We start from the raw sequence: 25,111 nt of genomic DNA, 5'->3' as shown, positions 1-25,111 counted from the left end.
ACGGTTATGAAAACAATGAAATTTATTCTGGTTTGTGTGCTGCTATTATCACCTCTCTTTTGTCAGGCACAAAAGAATCTGTTCAACAAATACAACGACATGAAAGGGGTATCATCAGTTTACATCTCTAAAGCAATGATGGAACTAAATCCGAACTTATTTATGAAGGACCTTTATATAGGTAAGGTGGCAGAACACTTGAATTCTGTTCAGGTCCTTTCTACGCGTGATAATAAGATACGTGAAGAGATGGCTAAAGATATTCGTTCTTTGGTGCAGTCATCCAAATATGAACTATTGATGAAACAAAAAGGGACAACTTCCGGTTCAGAAATCTATGTAAATCGTAAAGGAAGTAAGATAAAAGAACTAATTATGGTAATGGACGGAGCATCTTCCCTAAAATTTGTATATATGGAAGGAGATATGACGACGGATGATATCAAAAAACTAATGTTGTATCAAAATACCAGTCAGTGCTTTATAATATCAGGAGATAGGCTCTATACCAATAATAAACCTGTCATTTATGACAGCAAGAAAGATATACGCAAACAAAAAGGTATGATAGAATTAAGCGGAACTTATAATTTGAACACTATAGATACAAATTATAGCGAAGAATTAAACGCTTTGAATGACGAACTAAAAAACCTTGGGAAAGAATTAAAAAACATAAGTACAGAGTAAATGATATAGGATAGTTATTATATGTAAGAGGTACGATGTATTTAGACATCGTACCTCTTACATACAGTTCTGTTTATATTTAATCAGCACCAATAAATATATGCTAAAGTGCTCAGACTAATCACTGCCCACAAAAGTACTCCCTGTATCAAAGGTTTGATACCTACGGACTTCACAACATCCAATGAAAGAGAAGCCCCGATGAAAAACATAGTGATAGTTAAAGTCTTACGAGCCAATCCATTGATAGCTGCCCCCAATGCAGGCACACTATCCAACAAATAGGTATTCACAATCATAGCTAATACAAAGAAGAAGATAAACCAAGGAATGCTGATCTTCTGTCCTTTACTTTTAAAGATAAACGAAGTAGCAAATGCCATTGGAATAATCCAAAGGGCACGGGTCAATTTAATAGTAGTAGCAACTTTTAGTGCCTCCTCACCGTATGCAGCACCGGCACCTACCACAGAACTTGTATCATGAATAGCAATGGCAGCCCAAGTTCCGAACTCATGTTGACTCATATTTAAAGCATGTCCGATTACTGGAAAGATAAAAAGTGCAAGTGCGTTTAATATGAATATTGTAGCCAACGCTACAGACATTTCACTATCATTCGCCTTTACTACAGGACCTACAGCAGCAATAGCACTACCACCACAAATCGCCGTACCCGAACTGATAAGATAAGAGGTATTACGATCTACCTTCAAGAACTTACGACCAATAAACCACCCAATGATCAGTGTACCGATTACTGAAATAACAGTAAACTCCATTCCTTCTTTACCGGAAGCAAGTGCCGAATGCAAATTCATACCAAAACCTAATCCGACAACAGAGTATTGCAACAAATATTTGGATGTCTTTTTATTAAATTTCGGATGCGCCTGTCCACATGTCAATGCGAAAGCTAACCCAAGGAAGAGAGCTAATGGTGGAGTTACCCATGCAGAAAGTGCCTGCAATCCTGGAACATAATCCAACATTAGAAATAAAGTCAAAATAGAAAGTAAAGAAACATAGACCTTTTTATTGTTTGTCTGTAACGTTTTCGTAATAGCTGATACCATATCTTATTATCTTTTTTATTTTTCGGGTGCAAAGATACGGCTACTTATCGGTATATGCCAATTGCATCTAATTATGCTTTATAACTTTTTATTATGATGCATGGCAAACTGCATCAAAACCTGTGACAATCCACTCTCCTGCCCTTGGGGTTGGGCAAAACAGAATTCACGCAACATAGGCATGCCTTTGATTTCGATAACCCGAAAAGTACCGGAAAGTAATTCACGACTGATGGAACGGATAGAAACAATTCCCATACAATCTGTATGTTCCAGAAATAATTTGATACTCTCCGTACTACCCAAATATAAAAGCACATTCAAAGATGATAACTTTATATTATGTCCGGACAAAGCTCTTTCAAAAACATCCAACGTGCCCGAACCTCTCTCACGAAGCACAAGAGGAATTCTGGATAAATCTTCGGGAGTAATTTCATCCGGTAATGAGAGCTTATTACCTGTGTGGACAACAGCCACCAATTCATCCTGCAAAAACGTAGTATATTTAAGATTCGGCAAACGAGAAATTCCCTCCACTAAACCTAAGTCAATGCGGTGTTCCTGCAAAGCTGCTTCTATTTCTCTGGAATTCCCATTCAGCAAAGAAAGATTTACCTGAGGAAATTTTGCTATAAAATTAGCCAATAAAGGAGGAAGCACATATTGCGCAATTGTAGTACTGGCACCTAACTTTAAATCACCTATATATTCATTATGGAGTAAATGCATTTCATATTCCAGCCGTTTATAGTCCTCCAATATCTTTTCACTATGTTCTTGCAAAAGCTTCCCTGCCTCTGTCAAAGATATCTTATTCCCTTGCCTGTCAAACAAGCGGGCCTGATAGCAAGTTTCCAATTCCTGAATATGCTTGGTTATAGCAGGCTGACTGACAAACAACTCTTGTGACGCTTTCGTAAAACTAAGGTTCTTAGCAACACTTAAAAATACTTTTAGACGAAAATCAGACATAAATATAAAGGTTTATTGTCTATAATTACAATTCTTCTCCCCTGATTCCCAACGCTTGCATCAACGGATATGCAAGCATTTCCCATTGATGCCCTTCCAGCATTTCCTCCGGTTCATTCATACGAAACTGAATCGTTTTTTTATTTTTAATCTTTTTCAACCGATTCATTACTTTATCACCATATTCTTCATTAAAAGAGACTAAAATCAATTGTCTCACATCGGCAGAATCTGCAACAATATTTAATAAATCGAGATATAATTCCTCACGGGATACCATTTCCTCACAAGGTACACCGGCAAAAGAAAACTCTCCAAACTGACTCTTAAACGCTACACCATTCAGCTCTGTAGATAAATCAGACGGTACACAATTAGATAACCGGACGGAATTCTTATCGTATACCACTAATATTTGAATCTGATTTTCTCCTTCTGTTATGCCTGAGTCTAACGCTAAATAAGTTATCAATTCCGAAAGATCAATCTCTTGTAACTCACGCTTCAATGTTCGCTCAAAATATTTCTTCAGATCCGTTATAACTAAATTCAAGAACGCTGCATCTATCAATATCACATTCGAAGAGAACTTTATTTTTTCGTCCATATAGTAATTCCTTTATAATTATATTCAGGCTATAAAGATACAACATACTTCTAAAATGCCCTTGCATTCGGACACAATTTCCTTGTAAAAAGGAAAATATATGACATTTTGGCTTTTACATTCCTTAAAAAGCTGAAAAAAAGTCAGTTTTTAACCCATGGCAAATCTTTTGCGCCTTCAATAGTGTTATTGAAAATAAGAAAAAGAAAGGAGAATAAACGATATGAATTTCAACAATTTTACCATTAAATCACAGGAAGCTGTACAGGAAGCGATCAATCTGGCACAAAGCCGGGGACAACAAGCCATTGAAACAGCTCATATCCTGTATGGAGTGATGAAGGTAGGCGAAAATGTTACTAACTTTATCTTCCAGAAGTTAGGATTGAACGGCCAGCAAATCGCCCTTGTACTCGACAAGCAAATTGACTCTTTCCCAAAAGTTTCGGGTGGTGAGCCTTATTTGAGTCGGGAAGCAAACGAAGTCTTCCAGAAAGCAACACAGTATTCCAAAGAAATGGGTGATGAATTTGTTTCACTGGAACACTTATTACTGGCATTACTAACGGTAAAGAGTACTGTATCTACTATTCTGAAAGATGCAGGAATGACCGAAAAAGAACTACGCGGAGCTATTAATGAATTGAGAAAAGGAGAAAAAGTCACTTCTCAGTCCAGTGAAGATAATTATCAATCACTGGAAAAATACGCCATAAACCTGAACGAAGCCGCTCGTAGCGGCAAACTCGATCCGGTGATCGGACGTGACGAAGAAATTCGGCGTGTACTTCAGATTCTGAGTCGACGCACCAAAAATAACCCTATATTAATAGGTGAACCGGGTACCGGTAAAACAGCAATAGTTGAAGGACTGGCACACCGTATCCTCCGGGGAGATGTTCCTGAAAACCTGAAAGATAAACAAGTATACTCTCTGGATATGGGGGCACTGGTTGCAGGAGCCAAATACAAAGGAGAGTTTGAAGAGCGGCTTAAATCCGTAGTGAATGAAGTGAAAAAATCTGAAGGTAACATCATACTCTTCATCGATGAGATCCATACATTGGTAGGAGCCGGGAAGGGAGAAGGTGCCATGGATGCAGCTAATATCTTGAAACCTGCACTTGCCCGTGGAGAGTTACGTTCCATCGGTGCTACGACCCTTGATGAATACCAGAAGTATTTTGAGAAAGACAAAGCTTTGGAACGCCGTTTCCAGATAGTACAAGTAGATGAGCCAGATAATCTGAGTACAATATCCATTCTGCGTGGTCTGAAAGAACGATATGAAAATCATCACCATGTACGTATCAAAGACGATGCAATCATAGCTGCCGTAGAATTAAGCAGTCGATATATAACTGATCGTTTTTTACCGGATAAAGCAATTGACCTCATGGATGAGGCGGCAGCCAAACTCCGTATGGAGGTAGATTCCGTCCCGGAAGGATTGGATGAAATATCACGTAAAATCAAACAGTTAGAGATCGAACGGGAAGCCATTAAACGCGAAAATGATGAACCGAAATTACAAACAATCGGCAAAGAATTGGCCGAACTGAAAGAACAGGAGAAATCATACAAAGCAAAATGGCAAAGTGAAAAAAGTCTGATGGATATAATCCAGCAGAACAAAGTTGAAATCGAAAATCTTAAATTTGAAGCCGACAAGGCTGAACGTGAAGGCAACTATGGGAAAGTTGCAGAAATCCGATATGGAAAATTACAAGAATTGAATAAGGAAATTGAGGATACCCAGAAAAAGTTACATGAAATGCAAGGGGATACAGCTATGATAAAGGAAGAGGTAGATGCTGAAGATATCGCCGATGTAGTATCCCGCTGGACCGGAATTCCCGTAAGCAAAATGATGCAGAGTGAAAAGGACAAGTTACTTCATCTTGAAGAAGAATTACATCAGCGTGTTATCGGGCAAGATGAAGCCATTGCAGCTGTATCCGATGCCGTACGCCGCAGCCGCGCAGGATTGCAGGATCCCAAGCGTCCGATTGGTTCCTTCATCTTCCTGGGCACTACCGGAGTAGGTAAAACCGAACTGGCTAAAGCACTTGCAGAGTTTCTTTTTGATGATGAAACAATGATGACCCGTATTGATATGAGTGAATATCAGGAGAAACATAGTGTTTCACGTTTAGTTGGAGCACCTCCGGGATACGTGGGATACGATGAAGGAGGACAGTTGACAGAAGCCATACGGCGTAAACCCTATTCTGTAGTACTGTTTGACGAGATCGAAAAGGCTCATCCGGATGTATTCAATATATTGTTACAGGTACTTGATGACGGAAGGTTAACAGACAATAAAGGTCGCGTGGTAAATTTCAAAAATACAATCATCATCATGACCTCTAATATGGGTAGTAGCTACATACAGAGTCAAATGGAAAAACTGAACAGCGCCAACAAAGACGAAGTTGTAGAAGAAACCAAGAAAGAGGTAATGAATATGCTAAAGAAAACCATACGCCCCGAATTCTTAAACCGTATTGATGAAACCATCATGTTTCTACCACTAACGGAAAAAGAAATAAAACAAATTGTCCTGCTGCAAATCAAAAGTGTGCAGAAGATGCTTGCGGGTAATGGAGTAGAGTTGAAGCTGACAGATGCCGCTTTAGATTTTCTTTCACAAGTAGGTTATGATCCAGAGTTCGGTGCACGTCCTGTAAAAAGAGCTATTCAGAGATATTTATTAAATGATTTATCAAAGAAATTATTAGCACAAGAAGTAGACCGTAGTAAAGCAATTATTGTAGATGCACAAGGTGACGGATTGGTTTTTCGTAACTAAAGAATTGAGAATCTATAAACTATAGCGATCTGCCGGTATGCCTTATGGTATACCGGCTTTTCTCTTTCTTGAAAGTTCAATAAGTGATCCTCTTGACCTCCACCGGATAGGATGCACAATGAATAACAAGCACATACATGCCTCTTCTCGGCAATATAAAAGTAACACAATCTCCCGTTGAGTGAATCTTCCCTATTAACTCACCCTGCTCACTATACAGGTATACCATTGTATTAACTTGCAGACGTTCCAAAGACAAAACTCCGGTAAAATCGTCCAGTTTCATACAGATACCGCTATCTCTTGTTGCTTTCATGCTCTTTCCTTCTCTCCTATCACTCCCGGTTCCCTCGAAAGAATCTTTCGTATATAAAAAAGCGTGGGAACGTTGCAATTATCGTACCTGAGGCTCTGGACTGCCACTATTCAAATAATGTACAACAACCCACGCTCGATACTATATATTTGCATATACAGCAGAGCATGAGCGTTCGTTGCATTATTCCTGAATAGTGAAATTGTCCAGATTTCAAGTACAGAATAATATCTTAAAAACGCTTTTGTTCTTTTTGTGTAATATTCCTCGCAACACTGACTCTTCAGGTATCGACGGATTGCAACAAAGATAATTAAAAAGCCCTGAATACGACAAATAAGTTCTCTAAAATATTCTATGCAAATTTTATATAGTTATGCAAGAACAGCTTAAGGAGCCTTTTGTTTATTGGGGCATGATAAAAAATAAAAGCGCAATATCCCCCTTTCAGTAAGGGATATTGCGCTTTTAACTAAAAGAAACAGAATTAATTTTTATTCCGCCTCAGCAGCAGCTTCTTCACCAAATTCTGTAATTCCGTTAGAAACAAGAATATTGTACCATAAGATCAATTTCTTGATATCATTCACATACACTCTGTCACGATCAAAATCAGGCAAAACCTCAGCTAAATATTGGCGTAGTTGCTCGGGAGTAGCCTTCTTCACATCTATAGAGGCCATAGCTGCATTTTCCTTTTCTTTTATTGAACGCAATACGTCACGCAAAGGTACTTCTGAATCGTTTGTGTACATTGCTATATCTGCCAAAGAGATAATCTTTTCATTACCATAAGCAGGAAAACGTTTCTTAGTCGCATCAATTGTTTCTACAATTAACATATTTTTCCCCTGCGAAATAAGCTTATACAATCCCGGTTTACCGGAGATAGACAAAATAGTCTTTAACATAGTATATTACTTTTATATTAGTTATTTTTTGCGGAGCAAAGGTAATGAATCTTTTGATATAGGAAAGCAATTAACTCTAAAATCTGTGGTATCAACGGTTTCTCATCATCATTTATTATAACGAAAGAAGCCTGTTCACACTTTTCTTCATCACTCATTTGGCTCCGAATACGTTGCATTATCTGTTCACACGAAGCATTGTCACGTCGAACTGTACGATCCACCCTTATTTCTAAAGGGGCATAAACCATCACAATATAATCAACCTCATCAGCAAACCCCGACTCTATAAGGATTGCTGATTCCATACCTATAATATCCATGCAACCCTTGTGTGAAGCCCATTGCCTGAAATGCTCTTTAACTCTCGGATGTATGATTCTATTGACCTGAGAAGCATGTATGGAGGAAGCAAAAAGGTATGAAGCCAATAAGACCTTATTTAATTTACCGTTTAAGAAAATCTCCTCTCCTACCAAGTCGCACAGTTCCTTACGTATAACAAGATCGGTCGCTACAATTCTCTTGGACTCTTCATCTGAAATATAGACAGGAATCCCCATTACTTCAAGTAGCCGTGAAACAATACTTTTGCCACTGCCTATCCCACCGGTTATACCAATTTTAATTGCCATAAGAAGAAACTTGTTCTATAAGAAAATCAACCTGCTCCGGATGAATGCGTATATGACTCACTCCACGTGGAACTGACTTCAATTTGACAGTATATTTATCAGTGCCCAACTTTAAAAGTTCTTCATAAGAGACATTTACAACAAAATCACTTGCCTTAATTTTGCGAAAACGGCTTAGTCCAACCTGAAATGTAATCTGGACTTTAGACGGAAAAGCTCTCAACACCTTATCTGCCGGAAAATTAATACCACGCAATGGTACTTCAACAGTCTTTTCCGTATATATATCCACAGGCAAAGTTAAATCAATCGCTCCGGGAACAAACTTAGCTCCTTTCACTCCGGCAAGCGCAATTCGTTGCCTCAATGTATCCGCTACATTCTCAAAGTTCACTTTTTGTGTATAGGCAGTTGTAATTGTATCCAATATAGCTACAGGAGCATATACTAAAACAGAATCCGGAGAATAAATGGTATCGGAAATATAGTATTGACGCCCTGCAGTAACTTTACCCTCTAATTTAACAGGCACCAATTTCGACTTTCCGGTAGAATAAATATACTCCAAGGTATCTGGTTTGACAGAAAGCAGACGAGTGGACACATTGAGCTGTCCCAGAATCTTTTTCTCAAGTTCTGAAGTATAAATCTTCACATGATTATTAGGGGCCTTTGACTCAGAAAAATCGATATTTACCGGAAAGAAACTTTTGCCCAACATATAGTTCAGCAATACCGTACCCTTATCTTTTACTTTGATACGCAATTCAGAAGGAGGTTCAGAAGTTAAAACTACATGATTAGGTACTCCTTTCAGACGAACAGGAATTGAAAATTCTGCTTCATAATCATTATTTAATGTTTGAAGCAGCCAAAATCCACCTGCAATAAAAAAGAAAAATAAAAAAATTAAGAACTCTCTGCTCTTATCACTAAGCAGAAAGTCCTTAATCCTTCTTGATAATTTTAAATAAATATACTTTATGTTCCTACGTTCGAACATAGGCTTTATTTATTTTTAGTTCCTTATTTCGTAGCAGACTGGCTATTGGCAGCTGAAGCATCTGCAAAAATAGAGTTCTTATCTATCTTAATTTTTACATTAGAAGCGATTTCAAGAACAATATAATCATCATTGATTTCCTTAATCACACCATGAATACCACCAGCAGTAATTACATTCTGATTCACCTGGAGAGACTTACGGAAATTAGCGATCTCTTTCTGTTTCTTATTCTGCGGACGAATCATGAAGAAATACATGATAACAAACATTGCTATCAGCATAATCCACATCAAACTACCATCAGGGCCAGCAGCAGGAGCTTGAAAAAATACAGTTAATAGGTTCATAAAATAATCAGTTTTTTAGTTTTTTAATCTATTTGGACAAAGGTATTAGTTTTTTGTCAACTTACCTTCTTTTTTTAATTGATTAACTATTCCGTCCAATGTACCATTGATAAAGCTACCGCTCTTCACTGTACTATAGAGTTTGGCAATCTCTACATACTCATTTAACGAAACACTGACCGGAATGTTCGGAAAACTAAGAATTTCTGCCAACGCACACTGCATAATAATCACATCCATGAAAGCTACACGATCCAAATCCCAGTTCTTTGTGTTTTCACTGATCAGATGACGATAATAATCGGCATTCAGAATGGCCCGACGGAACAAGCGCCGTGCAAATTCCTGATCTTCATCATCCTTAAACTCAGGCAATAATGGCTGGTTAGCCCCTTGTTTTTCTTCAAAACGCTTGATAGTTTTCAATACAAATGTATCAACAATCTCTTTATCATCATTCCAATATAAACTCTGATCTTCCAACACTTGATCCAGCGAATCATTATTGAAAACAAACGTTTTATATAGTTTTCTCCACAACTCACGATCCATTTCGTAAGATTTATCGGAAGAAGCCATATATTCTTTATATATATCGGATGCAATAATCTTCTCGTACAATTCTTTGATAAAGTCCTGATCGTTTGCCCAGGTTCTTTTCTGGTTAGCTATAAACTCGCTCAATTGTTTATTTACTTCAAGTTGTGCGATAAACTTATTTTCCACAAACTTCATGTTAGGATACAACTCTTCTTTTGTCGGCGCCAATTTAGCTTTCGCTGTGTCAATGCGTTTTTGTGCATATTCCGTCAAAGCAATCATAAGCATCAGCAAATAGTTGTATAAGTCGTAAGCCTTAGAGAGGCTAAAGAACAACTCTTTCTCCGCTGAGTCTAAATTTTTGCTGCCGTTTTGATAGTAAGCATACACTATCTGTATGATCTTTAGACGAATAAGAACTCTGTTAATCATAATCTTAATTAATACTGTTATTAACGAATTGCAAAAGTAGACATTTTTAATGAGTTTACGCAAATAAATCACATTTTTTAATGCAGTATTTCATTCTCTTTCCTTTTTCTTTTGACGGTTTAAAAAAAATATCCAATTTTGAAGCCAATTATAAACAGACCTAACAATATGGAAGATTTTAAAAAGAAAATAGGAACAGACATGAATGATAAAGAGATTGTATTCTCCAAATCGATTAAAGCTGGTAAACGTATATATTATCTGGACGTTAAAAAGAACCGTAAAGATGAAATGTTTCTTGCTATCACTGAAAGCAAAAAAGTCGTAATGGGAGAAGGAGACGATTCCCAGGTAAGTTTTGAAAAGCATAAAATCTTTTTGTATAAAGAAGATTTTGGTAAATTCATGTCCGGTCTTGAACAAGCGATCAGTTATATCAATCAGAATCAAGAATATACCGAAGAATTAGAATCCGGAAAAAAAATCGAATCTGAAAGCGAAACTGAAACTGCAGTTTTAGATAGTGAAATTAAAATAGATATTGATTTTGAATAATTAAAAACATCAATTCTTTGATATTTCAGAAAGAAAGTGTACTTTTGCACCGCTTTTTGCACATCGTGTGATAATCACATCGTGTGATGGTGAATTAAGCAAGCAAAATAACTTAATTTAGAGTAACACAAAAAATTTCAAGAAATGAGATCAATTGAAGTTAAAGGAACTGCAAGAACAATTGCAGAACGCTCTTCTGAACAGGCAAGAGCTTTGAAAGAAATTCGTAACAACGGTGGTGTACCTTGTGTACTTTACGGTGGTGGAGAAGTTGTTCACTTCACAGTGACTAACGAAGGACTTCGCAATCTGGTTTATACTCCGCACATCCACGTAGTAGACCTGATTATCGATGGTAAAAAAGTGAATGCGATTTTGAAAGACATTCAATTTCACCCTGTAAAAGATACTATCCTGCACGTAGACTTCTATCAGATTGACGAAGCTAAACCTATCGTAATGGAAGTACCGGTACAACTTGAAGGTCTTGCTGAAGGTGTGAAAGCCGGTGGTAAATTAGCATTGCAGATGCGTAAACTGAAAGTTAAAGCTTTGTACAACGTTATTCCTGAGAAACTGACTGTCAATGTATCTCACTTGGGTCTTGGCAAAACAGTTAAAGTAGGCGAATTGAGCTATGAAGGACTGGAACTTCTGAATGCAAAAGAAGCTGTTGTATGTGCCGTTAAGTTGACTCGTGCGGCAAGAGGTGCAGCTGCTGCAGCAGGAAAATAATATCGCTATCCTTTATTAGAGATATCATTCAAACGCAGATTAATGCAGATTTCACATCTGTGTTAATCTGCGTTTTTATTTAAAAACAAATAAACTGAAAGATATGAAATACTTAATTGTCGGATTAGGCAACATTGGTCCAGAATACCATGAAACTCGCCATAATATAGGCTTTATGGTGTTGGATGCTTTGGCTAAAGCAAACAACCTATCATTCAAGGACGGTCGTTATGGCTTTACAGCTACCCTATCTGTAAAAGGAAGACAAATGATTCTGTTGAAGCCTTCGACATTTATGAATCTAAGTGGCAATGCCGTGCGTTATTGGATGCAAAAGGAAAATATTCCATTGGAGAATATGCTAATCATCGTTGATGACCTGGCTCTTCCTTTTGGAACATTACGTCTGAAAAGCAAAGGTAGCGATGCAGGTCATAACGGATTAAAACATATCGCAGCTATCTTGGGAACTCAGAATTATGCACGGTTGAGATTTGGCATTGGCAATGACTTCCCAAAGGGCGGACAAGTTGATTTCGTATTAGGACATTTTACGGAAGAAGACTGGACAACAATGAACGAGCGCCTGGAGACAGCCGGAGAGATTGCCAAAAGCTTTTGTTTGGCAGGAATCGACATAACGATGAATCAATTCAACAAAAAATAATAATTCATTTTCAATTTATAACCCAATGCCTGAAGCAAGAATAGATAAATGGATGTGGGCAGTCCGCATCTTCAAAACCCGCACCATCGCCGCTGAGGCCTGCAAAAAAGGACGAATCAGCATCAACGGATCGTTTGTGAAAGCATCTCGTATGATAAAGCCAGGAGACGTAATTCAAGTAAAAAAGCCCCCCATTACATACTCTTTCAAAGTATTACAAGCTATCGAGAAACGAATCGGAGCAAAGCTTGTATCCGAGATGATGGAAAACGTAACGACACCCGATCAATACGAACTTTTGGAAATGAGCAAAATCAGTGGTTTCATTGATCGCGCAAGAGGCACCGGACGCCCGACTAAAAAAGACCGTCGAAGCATTGAAGAATTCACTACTCCGGAATTTATGGATGACTTTGATTTTGACTTTGATTTTGAAGAAGACAATAAATAAAAATCCCCGACAGCCGTCACGGACACCGGGGAGGTATAAATAAATGGACTTATTTATAAAATCACCCACCCGACCGATAACCTATCGGCCGGATGGAGATAGAGGTCAAAACTTAAATCCGATCTTCAATGTCGGAGCTGCCAAAACACTGTAGTTATGGCTGTCTGCCGACAGATCGCCAAGACCGGCTTGCGGATTATACGTGGTCTTGTTGTACGTATAAGCAAACGGATCGATTTGCGCACCGACGTAGAGGGCAGGAAGAACATAGTAATCGACACCGATAGTCAAGGCGCCACGAAGATTCCAGCTTTCGGCAACCGATTTGCCCATAGAGGTCTCTTCATCATACTTCATTTCATTTTCGCCGTAAGCAAAACCTACGCGAACGCCTGTATACCACATCAGGTTAGGAACACGCTTGATGTTGAAATAACGATCAACACCTGCCGACACATTATAGGCGAACGACTGAGCATCGGCTACGGCACGGTAGTTAGGGATACTCCCATCACCGATCTCCGTATTTTCGTCTATTGTACCGGGAACAGCCGGATAACCGGGGTTATTCGTGAAGCTGACACCGCCACCCAAATTTAGTTTCCACTGATCTTTGAAGAACCAGCCCCCTTCGAAACCAACCATCAGCTTTTTGTCTGCCCAGTTGGTTGAGAGCGCTCTGACTTCATAGTCAGTCAGCAGCCCCGAAGGGGCTGTGACATTTGTGTAACTATTGTATCCAACAGTAGCCGCTACCGTAAAGTCTCCTTTTTTAGGAGTATTGTCTTTACTACAGTTCTGTGCATTAGCTGCAAGACACATCATGGGTAGAACGGCCAACACTAAAAGTCTTTTTATTTTCATACGATACTTTTTTTGATTTGTTGTTTTCTGCCGTTACTTTAGGTGATTATTCAGCTCTTAATTCTGCATCCAACGCAGCTTTTGCATTGTCAACAATAATTTTCTTAGCAGCAATCTCTTTTTCCAGATTATCCAACTCTTCTTTTCCCTTAGCTAATTGAGCCTCAGCATTCGTGATATTAGCTTCATAGAATTTAATCTGTTCCTTAGCCTGAGCAATATTTAATTCACATTGAGCAATTAATTCTTCAAGGTTCTGACTATTATTATAAAGTGCATTAAGAACACTATACTCACTCCAAAGTTTCATCGGAGTCTCATTTGCATCATTAAATGCTTTAGCAACAGTTTCATTCGCTTTAACCAATGCTACAATTGCACTAACGGCATCATTATATGCTTTTACATCAACAGCTGCAAGAGTAGCAGCAAATTCATCAGAAGCAGCCTTTTCTTTATCATACTCAGCTTGTGCAATCACAATACCATCTTTCGCAGAAGCAATTGCACGCTTTGCATTTTCTATAGCTTGCTCTTTAGCCTCCTTTTCTGCATCTGTTGTTTCACCCATCTTATTTGCATCTTCCAACTGTGCATTAGCAGAAGCAAGACGACCATAAGCAGTATTCTTATCCTTAGTATCTGCTGACGTACCCAAAGCATCTGCCGCATTTTTTACACGATTTGCAAAAGATGTTTCTGCTTCAAGTTTTTGGCTTTCACTTATATAAGCCCCTAAATTAACAACATCAGATTTAATACCAGTAGTCGATTCCCACTGCAAATATTCTGTTCCTGTAAATGCAACGACACCATAATAAAGATTATTTACCTCTTCAATTGCATCTCTATCCAAAGCATCAATAGCTTCCTGAATACCTTTGGCGTCTGCATCCAAAGCAGCACCTTCATTATTCATCACTGTACTATTGGCTAACCTATACTTTTGAAGAGCAGCCTCCTTTTTAGCGTTAAGCGCATCCTTATCAATATTTGCATTAACTGGGTCTTTCAGAACCTCCAATTTAGCAGTTTCCGCTGCGATACTTCTATTCAAAGTAATAGTGTTAATCTTAGCATTTGCTTCTGCTGTAGTTATACCTGCTTCTAACTGAGCAAGACCGGCTGTTCTGGTAAGAAAGTTTTCATTCAAAACAGCCAATTCACCAGCAGCTATAGTATACTGTCCGTATAACCACTGAACACGTTCATCAGCATTTTTTAAAATAGCCAGTTCAGCTTCAGAAGCAGCTTTCTTTGCTTCAGCAATTGCTTTTTCCGCCTCGGCTTTAATTCGTTCAATTTCAACAGCAAATTTCTGTTTAGCCTCTTCAGTCATTTCTTTCTGGTATTCAGCTTGTGCATTTTTTAATGCAGCCTCAGCTTCAGCTGTAATTTTCGTAGCCTCAGCTTGTGCATTTGCCAATGCTGCCAAGCCTTTCAACTGCTCAGCTTTAGCATTACGCACTGCCTCTACTGAAGTCGATTCGTTGTTATCAACGCAAGCTCCCAGTGACAAAGCACCCAGGAGCACTGCTACCATCACGAGTTTCTTTTTCATAATCTCAAAATTTTAATGAATAATAGTAATAATATAAATGTTATGTTCCACTCTGTTTTTCTTCTGCTACCAGAAGAGTGTTGTTTCACTTCTCTCAGTGATCCGCTGCAAATATATCCTAATTTATCTGATAAAACAAATAAATTATGAACAAAATACAAAAATAGACAGAGATTCTTTTATATCGATAAACCTAACTCTTCAGATTATGTTGTACTTTCATGCAAATGAAAAAAAGTAATATTTATATAGGTGAAATTATCAAGAATGTAATGTCTGAGAGACAGGTTACTAAAGCCGAACTCGCAAGACGGTTGGACGTTAAGCCTCAAAGTGTAGATTACCTACTAACAAGGAAAAGCATCGATACGGATACATTATACAATATTTCACTGGCGTTAGATTATGATTTTTCCCTTTTATATAGCATCAAAAAAGAACAGAGAAATTATGATAATGAAGATATCAGATATAAATTGGGAAATGCCAAAATTACAGTAGAAATAGAACTGCAGCAAGATGAAATTATCAAGCTAAACCTGAAAAAGAAAATAGCCGAGTTACTGGATGGAGGAGCTAATAAGTAGAGTTGTTTACACCTTATTATATATAGGGAACAAAAGCTATCAAAGCAAAGATATAATCATAACAGAATAATTTAACAATGTTAAGGAGAAAACAAAGATCGTTATTCCCTCTGTACAAAGAACAAATCTTTTAAATGCAAACAACTTGTTCTTTGCATTCAAAAAACAAGCTTTAACTCTATGTTAAAGTTAGCTTTATAAACATTCAACATTAGACTATTAATCACTTGATTAAAAACGATATAATCAATAAAGATAAGAACAGCAGATAAAAATAGAAAGTCAAGAGATGACTCACTTAATTGATAATATAGTAACTATCAACAAAAGGAGTCCGGACATACATATTGTGTATCCGGACTCTTTCATTTCAAAAAAATAACCAAACTAACCTTTTTACCACTAACCCACCTTTATTTCCACTTTTTAAGTTCTTTTCGGTCGGCCGGAGTAGCTTCTATCAGACTGAGAGCGAAACCTCCACTACGAGCCAATTTAGTAGAAATCCTGGTTTTATTAGTCACTATACCTTTTTTAATCTCATAAGAGGTAGGATTCTTCTCATAATCCGCATCTTTCCCATCAGCATATAAAGTGGCTACATACTGTTTCCCCGGATCCAGGAAATCAAGAACGAATGTAGAAGTACGGGATTTTTCACCTGTAATACCTCCAACGAACCAATTATCGGTTCCTTTGGCTTTTCGAGCCACCGTGATATATTCTCCCGGTTCTGCTTCAATATATTTACTGTCATCCCAGTCTACTGCCACGTCTTTAATAAACTGAAATGCATCCATGTGGCGCTCATAACTCTCCGGAAGGTCGGCAGCCATTTGCAGCGGACTATAAAGTGTAACATAAAGGGCCAATTGTTTTGCCAAAGTGGTATGCACAAAACTATGTTCACCACTCAAGAAAGACAATTGAGTGTCAAAAATACCTGGAGTATAATCCATTGGACCACCAATCAAGCGTGTAAAAGGAAGCAATGTAGTGTGGAATGGTTTATTCCCACCAAAAGCTTCATATTCTGTTCCACGGGCAGACTCGTTACCGATCAGATTCGGATACGTACGACACAATCCGGTTGGACGAACGGCTTCGTGAGCATTTACCATGATTTTATGATCGGCTGCTTTCTTCACTGCATAGAGATAATGATTATTCAGCCATTGCCCGTAATGATGCTCACCGCGTGGGATTATATTGCCTACATATCCGCTCTTCACAGCGTTGTAGCCGTTATCTTCCATAAATTGGTAAGCTTTGTCCATATGGCGTTCATAGTTACGAACAGATGCAGAGGTTTCATGGTGCATCATCAACTTTACCCCTTTATTCTTGGCATATTCATTCAACATTCTCACATCAAAGTCAGGATATGGAGTGACGAAATCAAACACATAATCTTTTGACTTGCCAAACCAGTCCTCCCATCCTTCATTCCAGCCCTCAACCAATACCTGGTCAAAACCGTGTTCAGCGGCAAAATCGATATAACGTTTCACATTCTCATTATTGGCACCATGACGCCCATTGGGCTTAGTTTTAGCATAATCGGTCTCACCCAACTTCACTGAATAAACGTCGTCAGTATAAGCCCATGTACTTTTACCCGTAATCATCTCCCACCATACACCTACATATTTGACAGGCTTAATCCAAGAAGTATCCTCCAATTTACATGGCTCGTTCAGGTTTAATGTTAATTTGGAAGTAAGAATGTCACGTGCATCATCACTGACCATGATTGTACGCCATGGAGACTGACAAGGAGTCTGCATATATCCTTTATCTCCCTGTGCATCAGGAGTCAGCCATGATTCAAAAACAAAGTTTTTATCATCTAAATTAAGATGCATACAAGAGTAATCCACTAAGGCAGCTTCATGAAGGTTGATATACAATCCATCACCGGTCTTCATTTGTAAAGCAGTCTGAACCCCGGTAGGAGAAAAAGGAGTCTGGGAAGCATTGGGAGTAACAGCTGTTTTCATCAGGCCACGTATTTCCGAAAGCTTCGATCGAGTATAATCATATTCTTGTGTATCATAATCGCCCGGTATCCAGAAAGCAGTATGATCGCCTGTCATAGCAAATTGGGAATGCTCCTCTTTTATCACAAAATAATTCAGATTCTTTTGCTGCGGAAATTCATAGCGAAAACCAAGTCCGTCATCATATAAACGAAAACGAATCAACATCTTACGATCCTGAGCTTTTTGGTCTAAAGTTACCGCAAGCTCATTATAATTGTTACGGATTTGCTTTACTTCTCCCCAAACAGGTTTCCAGGTTTCGTCAAAAGAAGAAGTCTTGGCATCGATCAATGTAAAACCATCCATCAGACCGGGATCATCTTTCAGTTCAAGGCCCAGTTTAGAAGGTTTAATCACTTCTTTACCCTTATAAGAAAGTTCATACACAGGCTCCCCCTTTCCATTCACCGAAAAGTTCAGTTTCAAGAGTCCATTTGGAGAAGTAATGCTTTCGGCCATTGCCACACTACTCACTAAAAGAGAAAGAAAAAAGCAAGCCAACTTAAAAGTCAGTTTATTCATGTTCTTCATGATATGGTTTAATATAAATTAGTAATCATGCAACAAAGATAAGCAAGAAGCAGATTCCGGTTCGACGAATAGAACTGAAATAAAGAAGATTTATCAGAAAACGTTTGCATAAACAGTTGACAGTGGTAACTTTGCCAACAAAATAAAAAAGATGAAAGAGATTATTTATATATTTATCGGAGGAGGCATAGGCAGTGTATCCCGCTATCTGGCACAAATAGCCGTCAACGAGAAACTTAGCCCTACTTTTTTCCCCTTTCCGTGGGGAACATTTGCCGTGAACATTGCTGGAAGTTTGTTAATAGGATTATTTTATTCACTTTCAGAACGTCTTGATCTATCCTTCGAATTAAGGCTATTTCTGACTGTTGGTTTCTGTGGAGGTTTTACCACATTTTCTACTTTGGCTAATGATGGCCTGAGTTTACTGAAAGGAGGCTTCTACGGCATATTCGCATTTTACACATTAGCCAGTATGATACTCGGGCTTTTAGCCGTATTAGGTGGAGGATACCTCGGAGAACATTTAAAACAATAGACTAATATATGAAACCAGCAATTAAGAAAGTCCAACCTGTTAAAGTCATAGCCCCATTCATCAATGAGCAGTCCGAAAGCATCACTCCGCTCGATATTTTGGTGGATGAAGAGAAAATTTCTGATTTATATTTCTCTAAAGGAGTTGTCCGACAAGTAAATAAGCCCTATCTAAGTATTAACAATTGTACTTTCAAACAACAAATATTCAACGAATGCCAGTTGAAATCAGCCCAATTAACAGACATACGTTTTGAAAATTGCGACTTATCCAACGTGTCCTTTGCCGGAACTACTTTCTACCGGGTAGAATTTATATCATGCAAGCTCTTAGGAACAGGTTTTCCGGAAGCCACCCTAAACCATGTCCGGATGGAGCATTGTTATGGACAATATATCAATCTTTCCATGACGAAAATGCGAACCGTTCGTTTCAGCCATTGTGATTTTCGAAACGCCAGCCTCAATGACAGTAAATTAATACCAGCAGCTTTCGACAATTGTGAATTGCTTGAAGCAGATTTTTCGCATACGTCTTTAAAAGGTATCGACCTCAGGAGCTCAAGAATAACAGGTATTCAACTAAACATAGCTGACCTGAAAGGGGCTATAGTCAGTTCATTACAGGCAATGGACTTACTGCCTCTGTTAGGAGTCAAGGTTGAAGACGACTGAACTTTTCCACCCCTCTCTTTGTTTTATAGTATAAAAGTGATAATACTGATTTATAGGGAAAGAGACCGCACGGAATACCTATTAATAGTTATTCTACCGCTTCCCATAAGTGAGTACATTTGCAGAGACTAAAAAACAAGAGAAATAATGAAAATAGAAAAAATTACAGGACGAGAGATTCTCGACTCAAGAGGTAACCCTACAGTAGAAGTAGACGTAGTATTGGAATCAGGCATCATGGGACGTGCATCCGTTCCGTCGGGCGCATCGACCGGTGAGCATGAAGCGCTTGAACTCCGCGACGGTGATAAACATCGTTACGGCGGTAAGGGTGTACAGAAAGCAGTAGAGAACGTTAATAAAGTCATTGCCCCACATCTGATTGGTATGTCAGCCCTCGACCAAATGGGCATTGACCATGCTATGCTGGCACTGGACGGAACAAAGACAAAAGCCAAACTGGGTGCAAACGCTATCCTGGGTGTTTCACTTGCCGTAGCCAAAGCAGCTGCCAATTATCTTGATATTCCCCTTTACAGATATATCGGCGGCACAAATACTTATGTTTTGCCCGTCCCAATGATGAATATCATTAATGGAGGATCACATAGCGATGCCCCAATCGCCTTTCAAGAATTTATGATTCGCCCGGTTGGTGCAAACTCTTTCAAAGAGGGACTGCGCATGGGTGCCGAAGTATTCCACGCCTTGAAAAAAGTATTAAAAGACCGTGGTTTGAGTACAGCTGTAGGTGATGAAGGAGGCTTCGCTCCGAATCTGGAAGGCACAGAAGATGCACTAAACTCTATCCTTGCCGCTATTAAAGCTGCCGGATATGAACCGGGTAAGGATGTAATGATCGGCATGGACTGCGCTTCTTCCGAATTCTATCATGACGGTATCTACGATTACACCAAGTTTGAAGGTGAAAAGGGTAAAAAACGTACAGCCGAGGAACAGATTGACTATCTGGAGAAACTTATCAACGAATATCCGATTGATTCCATCGAAGACGGTATGAGTGAAAATGACTGGGAAGGCTGGAAAAAATTAACTCAACGTATCGGCGACCGCTGCCAATTGGTAGGTGATGACCTTTTCGTTACTAATGTTGATTTCTTGGCAAAAGGTATCGAAAAAGGTTGTGCCAATTCTATTCTGATTAAAGTAAACCAAATAGGTTCGCTGACAGAAACATTAAACGCTATTGAAATGGCACACCGCCACGGATATACAACAGTCACCTCTCACCGTTCCGGCGAAACAGAAGATGCAACCATTGCAGATATTGCCGTAGCAACAAACAGCGGACAGATTAAAACCGGTTCGTTGAGCCGTTCGGACCGCATGGCGAAATACAATCAGTTGCTTCGTATAGAAGAAGAATTGGGTGACCGTGCTGTATATGGTTACAAACGAATTACCGTAAAAGGCTAAATAAAATCATGATAAGCATAGCATGATGAAAGGTTAGTTATTTTTATAATGATTGAATGTAAATGTGAAAAGGAGGTTGTGTCAAATACGCTTTGACACAACCTCATAGTATACGTAAAGAACAAGAGCAACACCATCTATTCGGTCAACAATCCTGCGAATGGAATAAAAGGAGTGTTCAGCAGGTGGTGGATGATCCACTGCTCTTGATAAAATAGTTGGTTGCCTTTTTCATTTTAAACCACTATTTTTTTGCTTTACCAACATGATTACAGGATTGTCTTCTTCATTCAACTTTGAAGCAATATCTTTCAATTTGCCATCTTTCAGTTGCTCTTTCTTATAAATCTCAATAAGTTGGGATGCACTTAAACTCGTGACATCCTCGATATCGCGATTTATTGATTTCGCCGTCATAGCTACAGTTCTTTTTTCTGCATAGTCATCATTATATACGGCAACTTGAAATATGGCTTTTTCCTTCTTGTCGTACACCAGCTCATCTGTATAGAATCCGTTACCTTTTTCAAAGTTAAATACATTTTTAACGGTTTCCATAAAGTAATAACGGTCGGTATGAATACCCATATAAAGAAAAATTTCAGGCTCCATAGTATTTGCAGAGGGGGTTCTTACAATAAAGGGGCTTAATGTACCATCCGGTGCATAGTTATACAATGTATCGGCTGATGCGTCCATAAGTGTCCATTTGCCGTTACTTAGGCGTATTTGGTAAGAATAATTTGCTATAAATCGATCTCCATCAGTCACAATCGGTGTGTTAATCGTTTTAAAAGGAATAAAAATTTCCCGGGTGATACTTCCATCCTGTTTTGATATAAGAATATGGTACGATTTGTTTCTATCTTTTCCTTTGTTATGATAATCTGACATATCATAACAGATCAAATTATGTTTGTCATAATCAAAAATAGATGAAATATCTCTACCAAGATTCAAACACCGTTTGAATTCTCCGTTAAGATCGTATACTAAGATTTTATTTCCCGGTGACTTTACGAATATTTCATCATTGTTTTCATCAAGAATAATCTCATTAATCCTTGCATATTCTTCTGCCCCTTGCCCTCGCCGATTTATCTTTTTTAATCCTTTACCGGTTTGCCTGTCAAAAATAAAAATATCCCCATCATTATTCCTATTGGTTACCAATAAGTATTCTTTTCCCACATCTTGTACTAAGCCTTGTGTAAGAAACTCATCTGTAGTTTCCAGCGCAACATATTCCACATTCATAAAATCCTGAAGAATCAATTCTTTTTTAGGATAGCTTTTCGAAACGTCCACGATGATTAAATCATCGTTTGATTGTTTATTTCTTCCACATCCAGTCAATACTACCAACAGAATGACTGTCAAAACAGTGTTTACTTGTTTCATCTTATTTGTTTTATTTGTTTTTTTATGTAACAAAGATTAGTACGATCAATAATTATTTTAAATTTTTCATATTCAATTCCTTTTAAGGTTAAAAAACGGGCTGAAGTGTTTCGGGGTAAATATACCACTATCTGATGTCTTAAGCAAGAAAAAAACATTAATATACAAGAAATCAAAAAGAATAAATTAAGTGACAAGATTCTATTATTGAAAGAATATCACAATATCGACTTCTCTTTTTTTTCCATCATTCGAACTGTTCGAATTGAATAATAGATTACTGCCTTTATCTGATTTCTATCTTTCTGCTTCAGAAATGCATAGGGTTGTGTGGGTTGGTTATAAACTATCTTTTGAGGTCTACATTCATTTCGTTATGATGAAATACCGGTTATACCTGTAACATGTTCATTGTCATCGGAAAAATTGTTATCTGAAGGATTGGAATATGATCAGGGGGGGGATAAAGAAATTCAGTAATATGTACCGGTGGGGATATCATCGTTATTGGGTGGACGAGGTATGATAGCCTTTTTATGTCTGAAAACGAGTAATGGAACTTGTTAATGGTTAACAATACAAGTGTGAAATGTTAATAAGTTATCGGTAACATTAAACCATGTTATAATAGAGCAGAATATCGTGCGTAAATTTGCTAATTAGTTGGGAATCGGTATTTTTGTATTGTGTTTTTTCATAAGTATTAGATTTAAGGTTAACAAAAGATTGGTTGCTCGGGACGAGTAGCCATTTTTTGTTTTATGCAGTAATGTGGTTTCGCTTCCGATGATATTTATTTCTTTAATTTCCCTGTTCCCTTTGTAATTTATAGATGGTTTTGAGAGCAAAACGACTTTTATATTGTTATTAGTGCAATATCAGCTATCTATAGGCTTGTTCTATTTACTAATTATTAAAGGAAACATTATGAAAAAGAATCTATTGTTTTTTGGAGCACTTGTGAGTGCTTTTCTGTTGGCCTCTTGTTCGGGTGGAAGCAAGAGCAAAGCTCCTGTTGCCAGTACGGCAGATATTGAAAATGCGACAGAGGTAATCAAATATTATAATACTTCTCTCGGAGTATTAAAAGATATGGTGAAGGAAAAAGATGTAAATGCCGTTTTGGATTATATGGAACAAAAAGGAAAAGTACCGGCTCTTACCGCCATCGCCCCACCGACAGTTGTTGCAAAAGATTCGGCGACGGTGATGAATCCCGGAGATTACTTCAATGGAGAAACCCGCCAGAATCTGGTGCAGAACTATGCCGGATTGTTTAAGGCGAGAGCAGAGTTCTACGCAAATTTCGATACCTATCTTTCTTACTTGAAAAAGAAAGATGTAACCAAAGCGAAGCAACTGTTAGAGGCGAATTATCAGTTGAGCACACAGATGTCTGAATACAAGCAGAATGTTTTTGATATTCTGAGTCCGTTTACCGAACAGGCTGAACAGGTGCTTCTGGCGGACAGTCCGCTGAAAGAACAGATTATGTCTGTACGGAAGATGTCTGCTACGATGCAGAGTATTTTGAACCTGTATGCACGTAAGCATATGATGGATGGCCCCCGCATTGACCTGAAAGTAGCTGAACTTACCAAACAACTCGATGCTGCTAAAAAACTTCCTGCCGTGAATGGTCATGAAAGCGAGATGAAGTCTTATCAGACTTTCCTTTCACAGGTAGAAATATTTATCAAACAGGTGCAGAAGGCTCGGGAAAAAGGAGAATACAGTGATGCCGATTATGATATGTTGACCAGTGCATACGAGACTTCCATTATTTAGAAAAATAGAATGAATATTATACTTTTCGATGGTATATGTAATCTCTGCAACGGGACAGTTTCTTTTATTGTAAAGAGGGATAAAAGAAAGCTGTTCCGTTTTGTTTCACTGCAATCTGAAGCGGGTAAAACTTTGTTGGGCCGGTATGCTGTTGAAAGTAGTAATAAGACTCTCTATTATTTTCGGAAAGGAGATTGTTATTCTAAATCTACGGCTATACTTTATATCTTAAAAGACCTGGGAGGATTCTGGCAGTGTTTTTATCCATTGATCCTGATTCCGGTAAAAGTAAGGGATGCATTGTATTTATTGGTTTCCAAATATCGGTATCGGATATTTGGGAAAGTAGATTCATGTACTAAGCCGGCGAGTTTTTCTGATGAAGAATCTAAAAGACCGGATTAATTTTAACTTATCTAAAAAAAATATATCTTTGTAGCAAAGATGTACATTTTTAAATGAAGAAATATGGATAAAGTAATTATTAATTCTTATGAAGATTTTGAGAAATTAGTGGGGCAGCAGATTGGAGTCTCTGACTATCTGGAGGTTTCTCAGGAACGTATCAACCTTTTCGCTGATGCAACATTAGATCATCAGTGGATTCATGTGGACACAGAGCGTGCTAAGGTGGAGAGCCCTTATCATAGCACCATTGTTCACGGATATCTGACATTGTCATTACTTCCTCATTTGTGGAATCAGATTATTGAAGTAAATAATTTGAAGATGATGATTAATTATGGTATGGACAAGATGAAGTTCGGGCAAGCAGTACTGTCAGGTCAAAGTGTGCGACTGAAGGCAAGTCTGCATTCTCTTACTAACTTGCGTGGTGTGGCTAAAGCTGAAATTAAGTTTGCGATTGAGATTAAAGATCAGCCTAAGAAAGCACTCGAAGGTATCGCTATCTTTCTGTATTATTTTAATTAA

General features: G+C 38.2%; 26 protein-coding genes. 13 read left to right on the top strand and 13 right to left on the bottom strand.

Annotation, left to right across the window (positions count from 1 at the left end; translation table 11 throughout):
* Positions 1-6 precede the first annotated feature (6 nt).
* Positions 7-690: a DUF4252 domain-containing protein gene (locus QK890_RS16565; protein ID WP_122143662.1), complete on the top strand. Its 684-nt coding sequence runs from the start codon at positions 7-9 to the stop codon at positions 688-690.
* An 83-nt stretch (positions 691-773) separates the two neighbouring features.
* Here the strand turns inward: QK890_RS16565 and QK890_RS16560 are convergent, their stop codons facing one another.
* The 3 genes from QK890_RS16560 to QK890_RS16550 form a co-directional block, all read right to left on the bottom strand.
* A complete protein-coding gene (locus QK890_RS16560; protein WP_122143661.1) occupies positions 774-1,766 on the bottom strand; it encodes a YeiH family protein in 993 nt (330 codons plus the stop codon).
* Positions 1,767-1,844: 78 nt separating this feature from the next.
* The gene (locus QK890_RS16555; protein ID WP_005775932.1) at positions 1,845-2,741 is read right to left on the bottom strand and encodes a LysR substrate-binding domain-containing protein; all 897 of its coding nucleotides are present in this window, start codon (positions 2,739-2,741) and stop codon (positions 1,845-1,847) included.
* A 25-nt stretch (positions 2,742-2,766) separates the two neighbouring features.
* Positions 2,767-3,348 carry a DUF6621 family protein gene (locus QK890_RS16550; RefSeq protein WP_044299557.1) on the bottom strand — a complete coding sequence of 194 codons (582 nt, stop codon included), beginning with the start codon at positions 3,346-3,348 and terminating at the stop codon, positions 2,767-2,769.
* Between the two features lie 223 nt (positions 3,349-3,571).
* Here QK890_RS16550 and clpB point away from each other — a divergent pair, with 223 nt between their 5' ends.
* Positions 3,572-6,160 (top strand): ATP-dependent chaperone ClpB, encoded by a 2,589-nt coding sequence (gene clpB, locus QK890_RS16545; RefSeq protein ID WP_005775930.1) that lies wholly within the window; start codon positions 3,572-3,574, stop codon positions 6,158-6,160.
* A 76-nt stretch (positions 6,161-6,236) separates the two neighbouring features.
* Here clpB and QK890_RS16540 read toward each other — a convergent pair whose 3' ends face one another.
* From QK890_RS16540 to nusB, 6 genes are all read right to left on the bottom strand, one after another.
* Positions 6,237-6,476: a hypothetical protein gene (locus QK890_RS16540; protein ID WP_250704148.1), complete on the bottom strand. Its 240-nt coding sequence runs from the start codon at positions 6,474-6,476 to the stop codon at positions 6,237-6,239.
* 494 nt (positions 6,477-6,970) lie between these two features.
* Positions 6,971-7,387: a DUF5606 domain-containing protein gene (locus tag QK890_RS16535; RefSeq protein WP_022011923.1), complete on the bottom strand. Its 417-nt coding sequence runs from the start codon at positions 7,385-7,387 to the stop codon at positions 6,971-6,973.
* A 17-nt stretch (positions 7,388-7,404) separates the two neighbouring features.
* The gene (coaE, locus tag QK890_RS16530; RefSeq protein ID WP_250704135.1) at positions 7,405-8,022 is read right to left on the bottom strand and encodes a dephospho-CoA kinase; all 618 of its coding nucleotides are present in this window, start codon (positions 8,020-8,022) and stop codon (positions 7,405-7,407) included.
* Entirely contained in the window at positions 8,012-9,025 is a 1,014-nt protein-coding gene (locus QK890_RS16525) for a CdaR family protein (RefSeq protein WP_005818784.1), read from the bottom strand. Before QK890_RS16525 ends, coaE begins: the two co-directional genes overlap by 11 nt.
* 23 nt (positions 9,026-9,048) lie before the next feature.
* Positions 9,049-9,375: a preprotein translocase subunit YajC gene (gene yajC / locus QK890_RS16520; protein ID WP_005775925.1), complete on the bottom strand. Its 327-nt coding sequence runs from the start codon at positions 9,373-9,375 to the stop codon at positions 9,049-9,051.
* A 45-nt stretch (positions 9,376-9,420) separates the two neighbouring features.
* Positions 9,421-10,347, bottom strand: a complete 927-nt coding sequence (gene nusB / locus QK890_RS16515; RefSeq protein WP_005775923.1) for a transcription antitermination factor NusB — start codon at positions 10,345-10,347, stop codon at positions 9,421-9,423.
* 168 nt (positions 10,348-10,515) lie between these two features.
* Here nusB and QK890_RS16510 point away from each other — a divergent pair, with 168 nt between their 5' ends.
* From QK890_RS16510 to QK890_RS16495, 4 genes are all read left to right on the top strand, one after another.
* Entirely contained in the window at positions 10,516-10,902 is a 387-nt protein-coding gene (locus tag QK890_RS16510; RefSeq protein ID WP_044299561.1) for a PUR family DNA/RNA-binding protein, read from the top strand.
* Positions 10,903-11,046: 144 nt separating this feature from the next.
* Positions 11,047-11,637 (top strand): 50S ribosomal protein L25/general stress protein Ctc, encoded by a 591-nt coding sequence (locus tag QK890_RS16505; protein WP_005775921.1) that lies wholly within the window; start codon positions 11,047-11,049, stop codon positions 11,635-11,637.
* A 103-nt stretch (positions 11,638-11,740) separates the two neighbouring features.
* Positions 11,741-12,304 carry an aminoacyl-tRNA hydrolase gene (gene pth / locus QK890_RS16500; RefSeq protein WP_005809833.1) on the top strand — a complete coding sequence of 188 codons (564 nt, stop codon included), beginning with the start codon at positions 11,741-11,743 and terminating at the stop codon, positions 12,302-12,304.
* Positions 12,305-12,329: 25 nt separating this feature from the next.
* On the top strand, positions 12,330-12,755 hold the full coding sequence (locus QK890_RS16495) for an RNA-binding S4 domain-containing protein (protein ID WP_005809834.1): 426 nt from the start codon (positions 12,330-12,332) through the stop codon (positions 12,753-12,755).
* Positions 12,756-12,860: 105 nt separating this feature from the next.
* Here the strand turns inward: QK890_RS16495 and QK890_RS16490 are convergent, their stop codons facing one another.
* Both QK890_RS16490 and QK890_RS16485 read right to left on the bottom strand, forming a co-directional pair.
* Positions 12,861-13,619, bottom strand: a complete 759-nt coding sequence (locus QK890_RS16490) for a BT1926 family outer membrane beta-barrel protein (RefSeq protein ID WP_032529731.1) — start codon at positions 13,617-13,619, stop codon at positions 12,861-12,863.
* Positions 13,620-13,665: 46 nt separating this feature from the next.
* Positions 13,666-15,180 (bottom strand): hypothetical protein, encoded by a 1,515-nt coding sequence (locus QK890_RS16485; protein ID WP_250712285.1) that lies wholly within the window; start codon positions 15,178-15,180, stop codon positions 13,666-13,668.
* A gap of 227 nt (positions 15,181-15,407) precedes the next feature.
* Between QK890_RS16485 and QK890_RS16480 the strand changes: the two genes are divergently transcribed.
* Positions 15,408-15,767 (top strand): helix-turn-helix domain-containing protein, encoded by a 360-nt coding sequence (locus QK890_RS16480; RefSeq protein WP_005775915.1) that lies wholly within the window; start codon positions 15,408-15,410, stop codon positions 15,765-15,767.
* 413 nt (positions 15,768-16,180) lie between these two features.
* Here QK890_RS16480 and QK890_RS16475 read toward each other — a convergent pair whose 3' ends face one another.
* Positions 16,181-18,340 (bottom strand): glycoside hydrolase family 97 protein, encoded by a 2,160-nt coding sequence (locus tag QK890_RS16475; protein WP_250703939.1) that lies wholly within the window; start codon positions 18,338-18,340, stop codon positions 16,181-16,183.
* Between the two features lie 151 nt (positions 18,341-18,491).
* Between QK890_RS16475 and crcB the strand changes: the two genes are divergently transcribed.
* The 3 genes from crcB (at position 18,492) to eno (ending at position 20,989) form a co-directional block, all read left to right on the top strand.
* A complete protein-coding gene (gene crcB, locus QK890_RS16470) occupies positions 18,492-18,878 on the top strand; it encodes a fluoride efflux transporter CrcB (RefSeq protein ID WP_005809844.1) in 387 nt (128 codons plus the stop codon).
* Positions 18,879-18,886: 8 nt separating this feature from the next.
* Complete coding sequence (locus QK890_RS16465) at positions 18,887-19,552, top strand: pentapeptide repeat-containing protein (RefSeq protein WP_032540879.1); 666 nt, start codon at positions 18,887-18,889, stop codon at positions 19,550-19,552.
* Positions 19,553-19,699: 147 nt separating this feature from the next.
* The gene (eno, locus tag QK890_RS16460; protein WP_005775910.1) at positions 19,700-20,989 is read left to right on the top strand and encodes a phosphopyruvate hydratase; all 1,290 of its coding nucleotides are present in this window, start codon (positions 19,700-19,702) and stop codon (positions 20,987-20,989) included.
* Between the two features lie 231 nt (positions 20,990-21,220).
* Here eno and QK890_RS16455 read toward each other — a convergent pair whose 3' ends face one another.
* Positions 21,221-22,390: a 6-bladed beta-propeller gene (locus QK890_RS16455; RefSeq protein WP_022011837.1), complete on the bottom strand. Its 1,170-nt coding sequence runs from the start codon at positions 22,388-22,390 to the stop codon at positions 21,221-21,223.
* 927 nt (positions 22,391-23,317) lie between these two features.
* Here QK890_RS16455 and QK890_RS16450 point away from each other — a divergent pair.
* The 3 genes from QK890_RS16450 to QK890_RS16440 all read left to right on the top strand — a co-directional run bounded on the left by QK890_RS16450 (position 23,318) and on the right by QK890_RS16440 (position 25,111).
* Entirely contained in the window at positions 23,318-24,178 is an 861-nt protein-coding gene (locus tag QK890_RS16450; RefSeq protein ID WP_005809848.1) for a hypothetical protein, read from the top strand.
* 9 nt (positions 24,179-24,187) lie between these two features.
* Positions 24,188-24,583: a thiol-disulfide oxidoreductase DCC family protein gene (locus QK890_RS16445; protein WP_005809850.1), complete on the top strand. Its 396-nt coding sequence runs from the start codon at positions 24,188-24,190 to the stop codon at positions 24,581-24,583.
* 63 nt (positions 24,584-24,646) lie between these two features.
* On the top strand, positions 24,647-25,111 hold the full coding sequence (locus QK890_RS16440; RefSeq protein ID WP_005775901.1) for a MaoC family dehydratase: 465 nt from the start codon (positions 24,647-24,649) through the stop codon (positions 25,109-25,111).

This window comes from Bacteroides sp. NGMCC 1.200775, assembly GCF_040798045.1.
GTDB lineage: Bacteria > Bacteroidota > Bacteroidia > Bacteroidales > Bacteroidaceae > Bacteroides > Bacteroides hominis.
The sequence above is the reverse complement of the archived record's forward strand: the minus strand, read 5'-3'. Positions and strand labels throughout refer to the sequence as shown.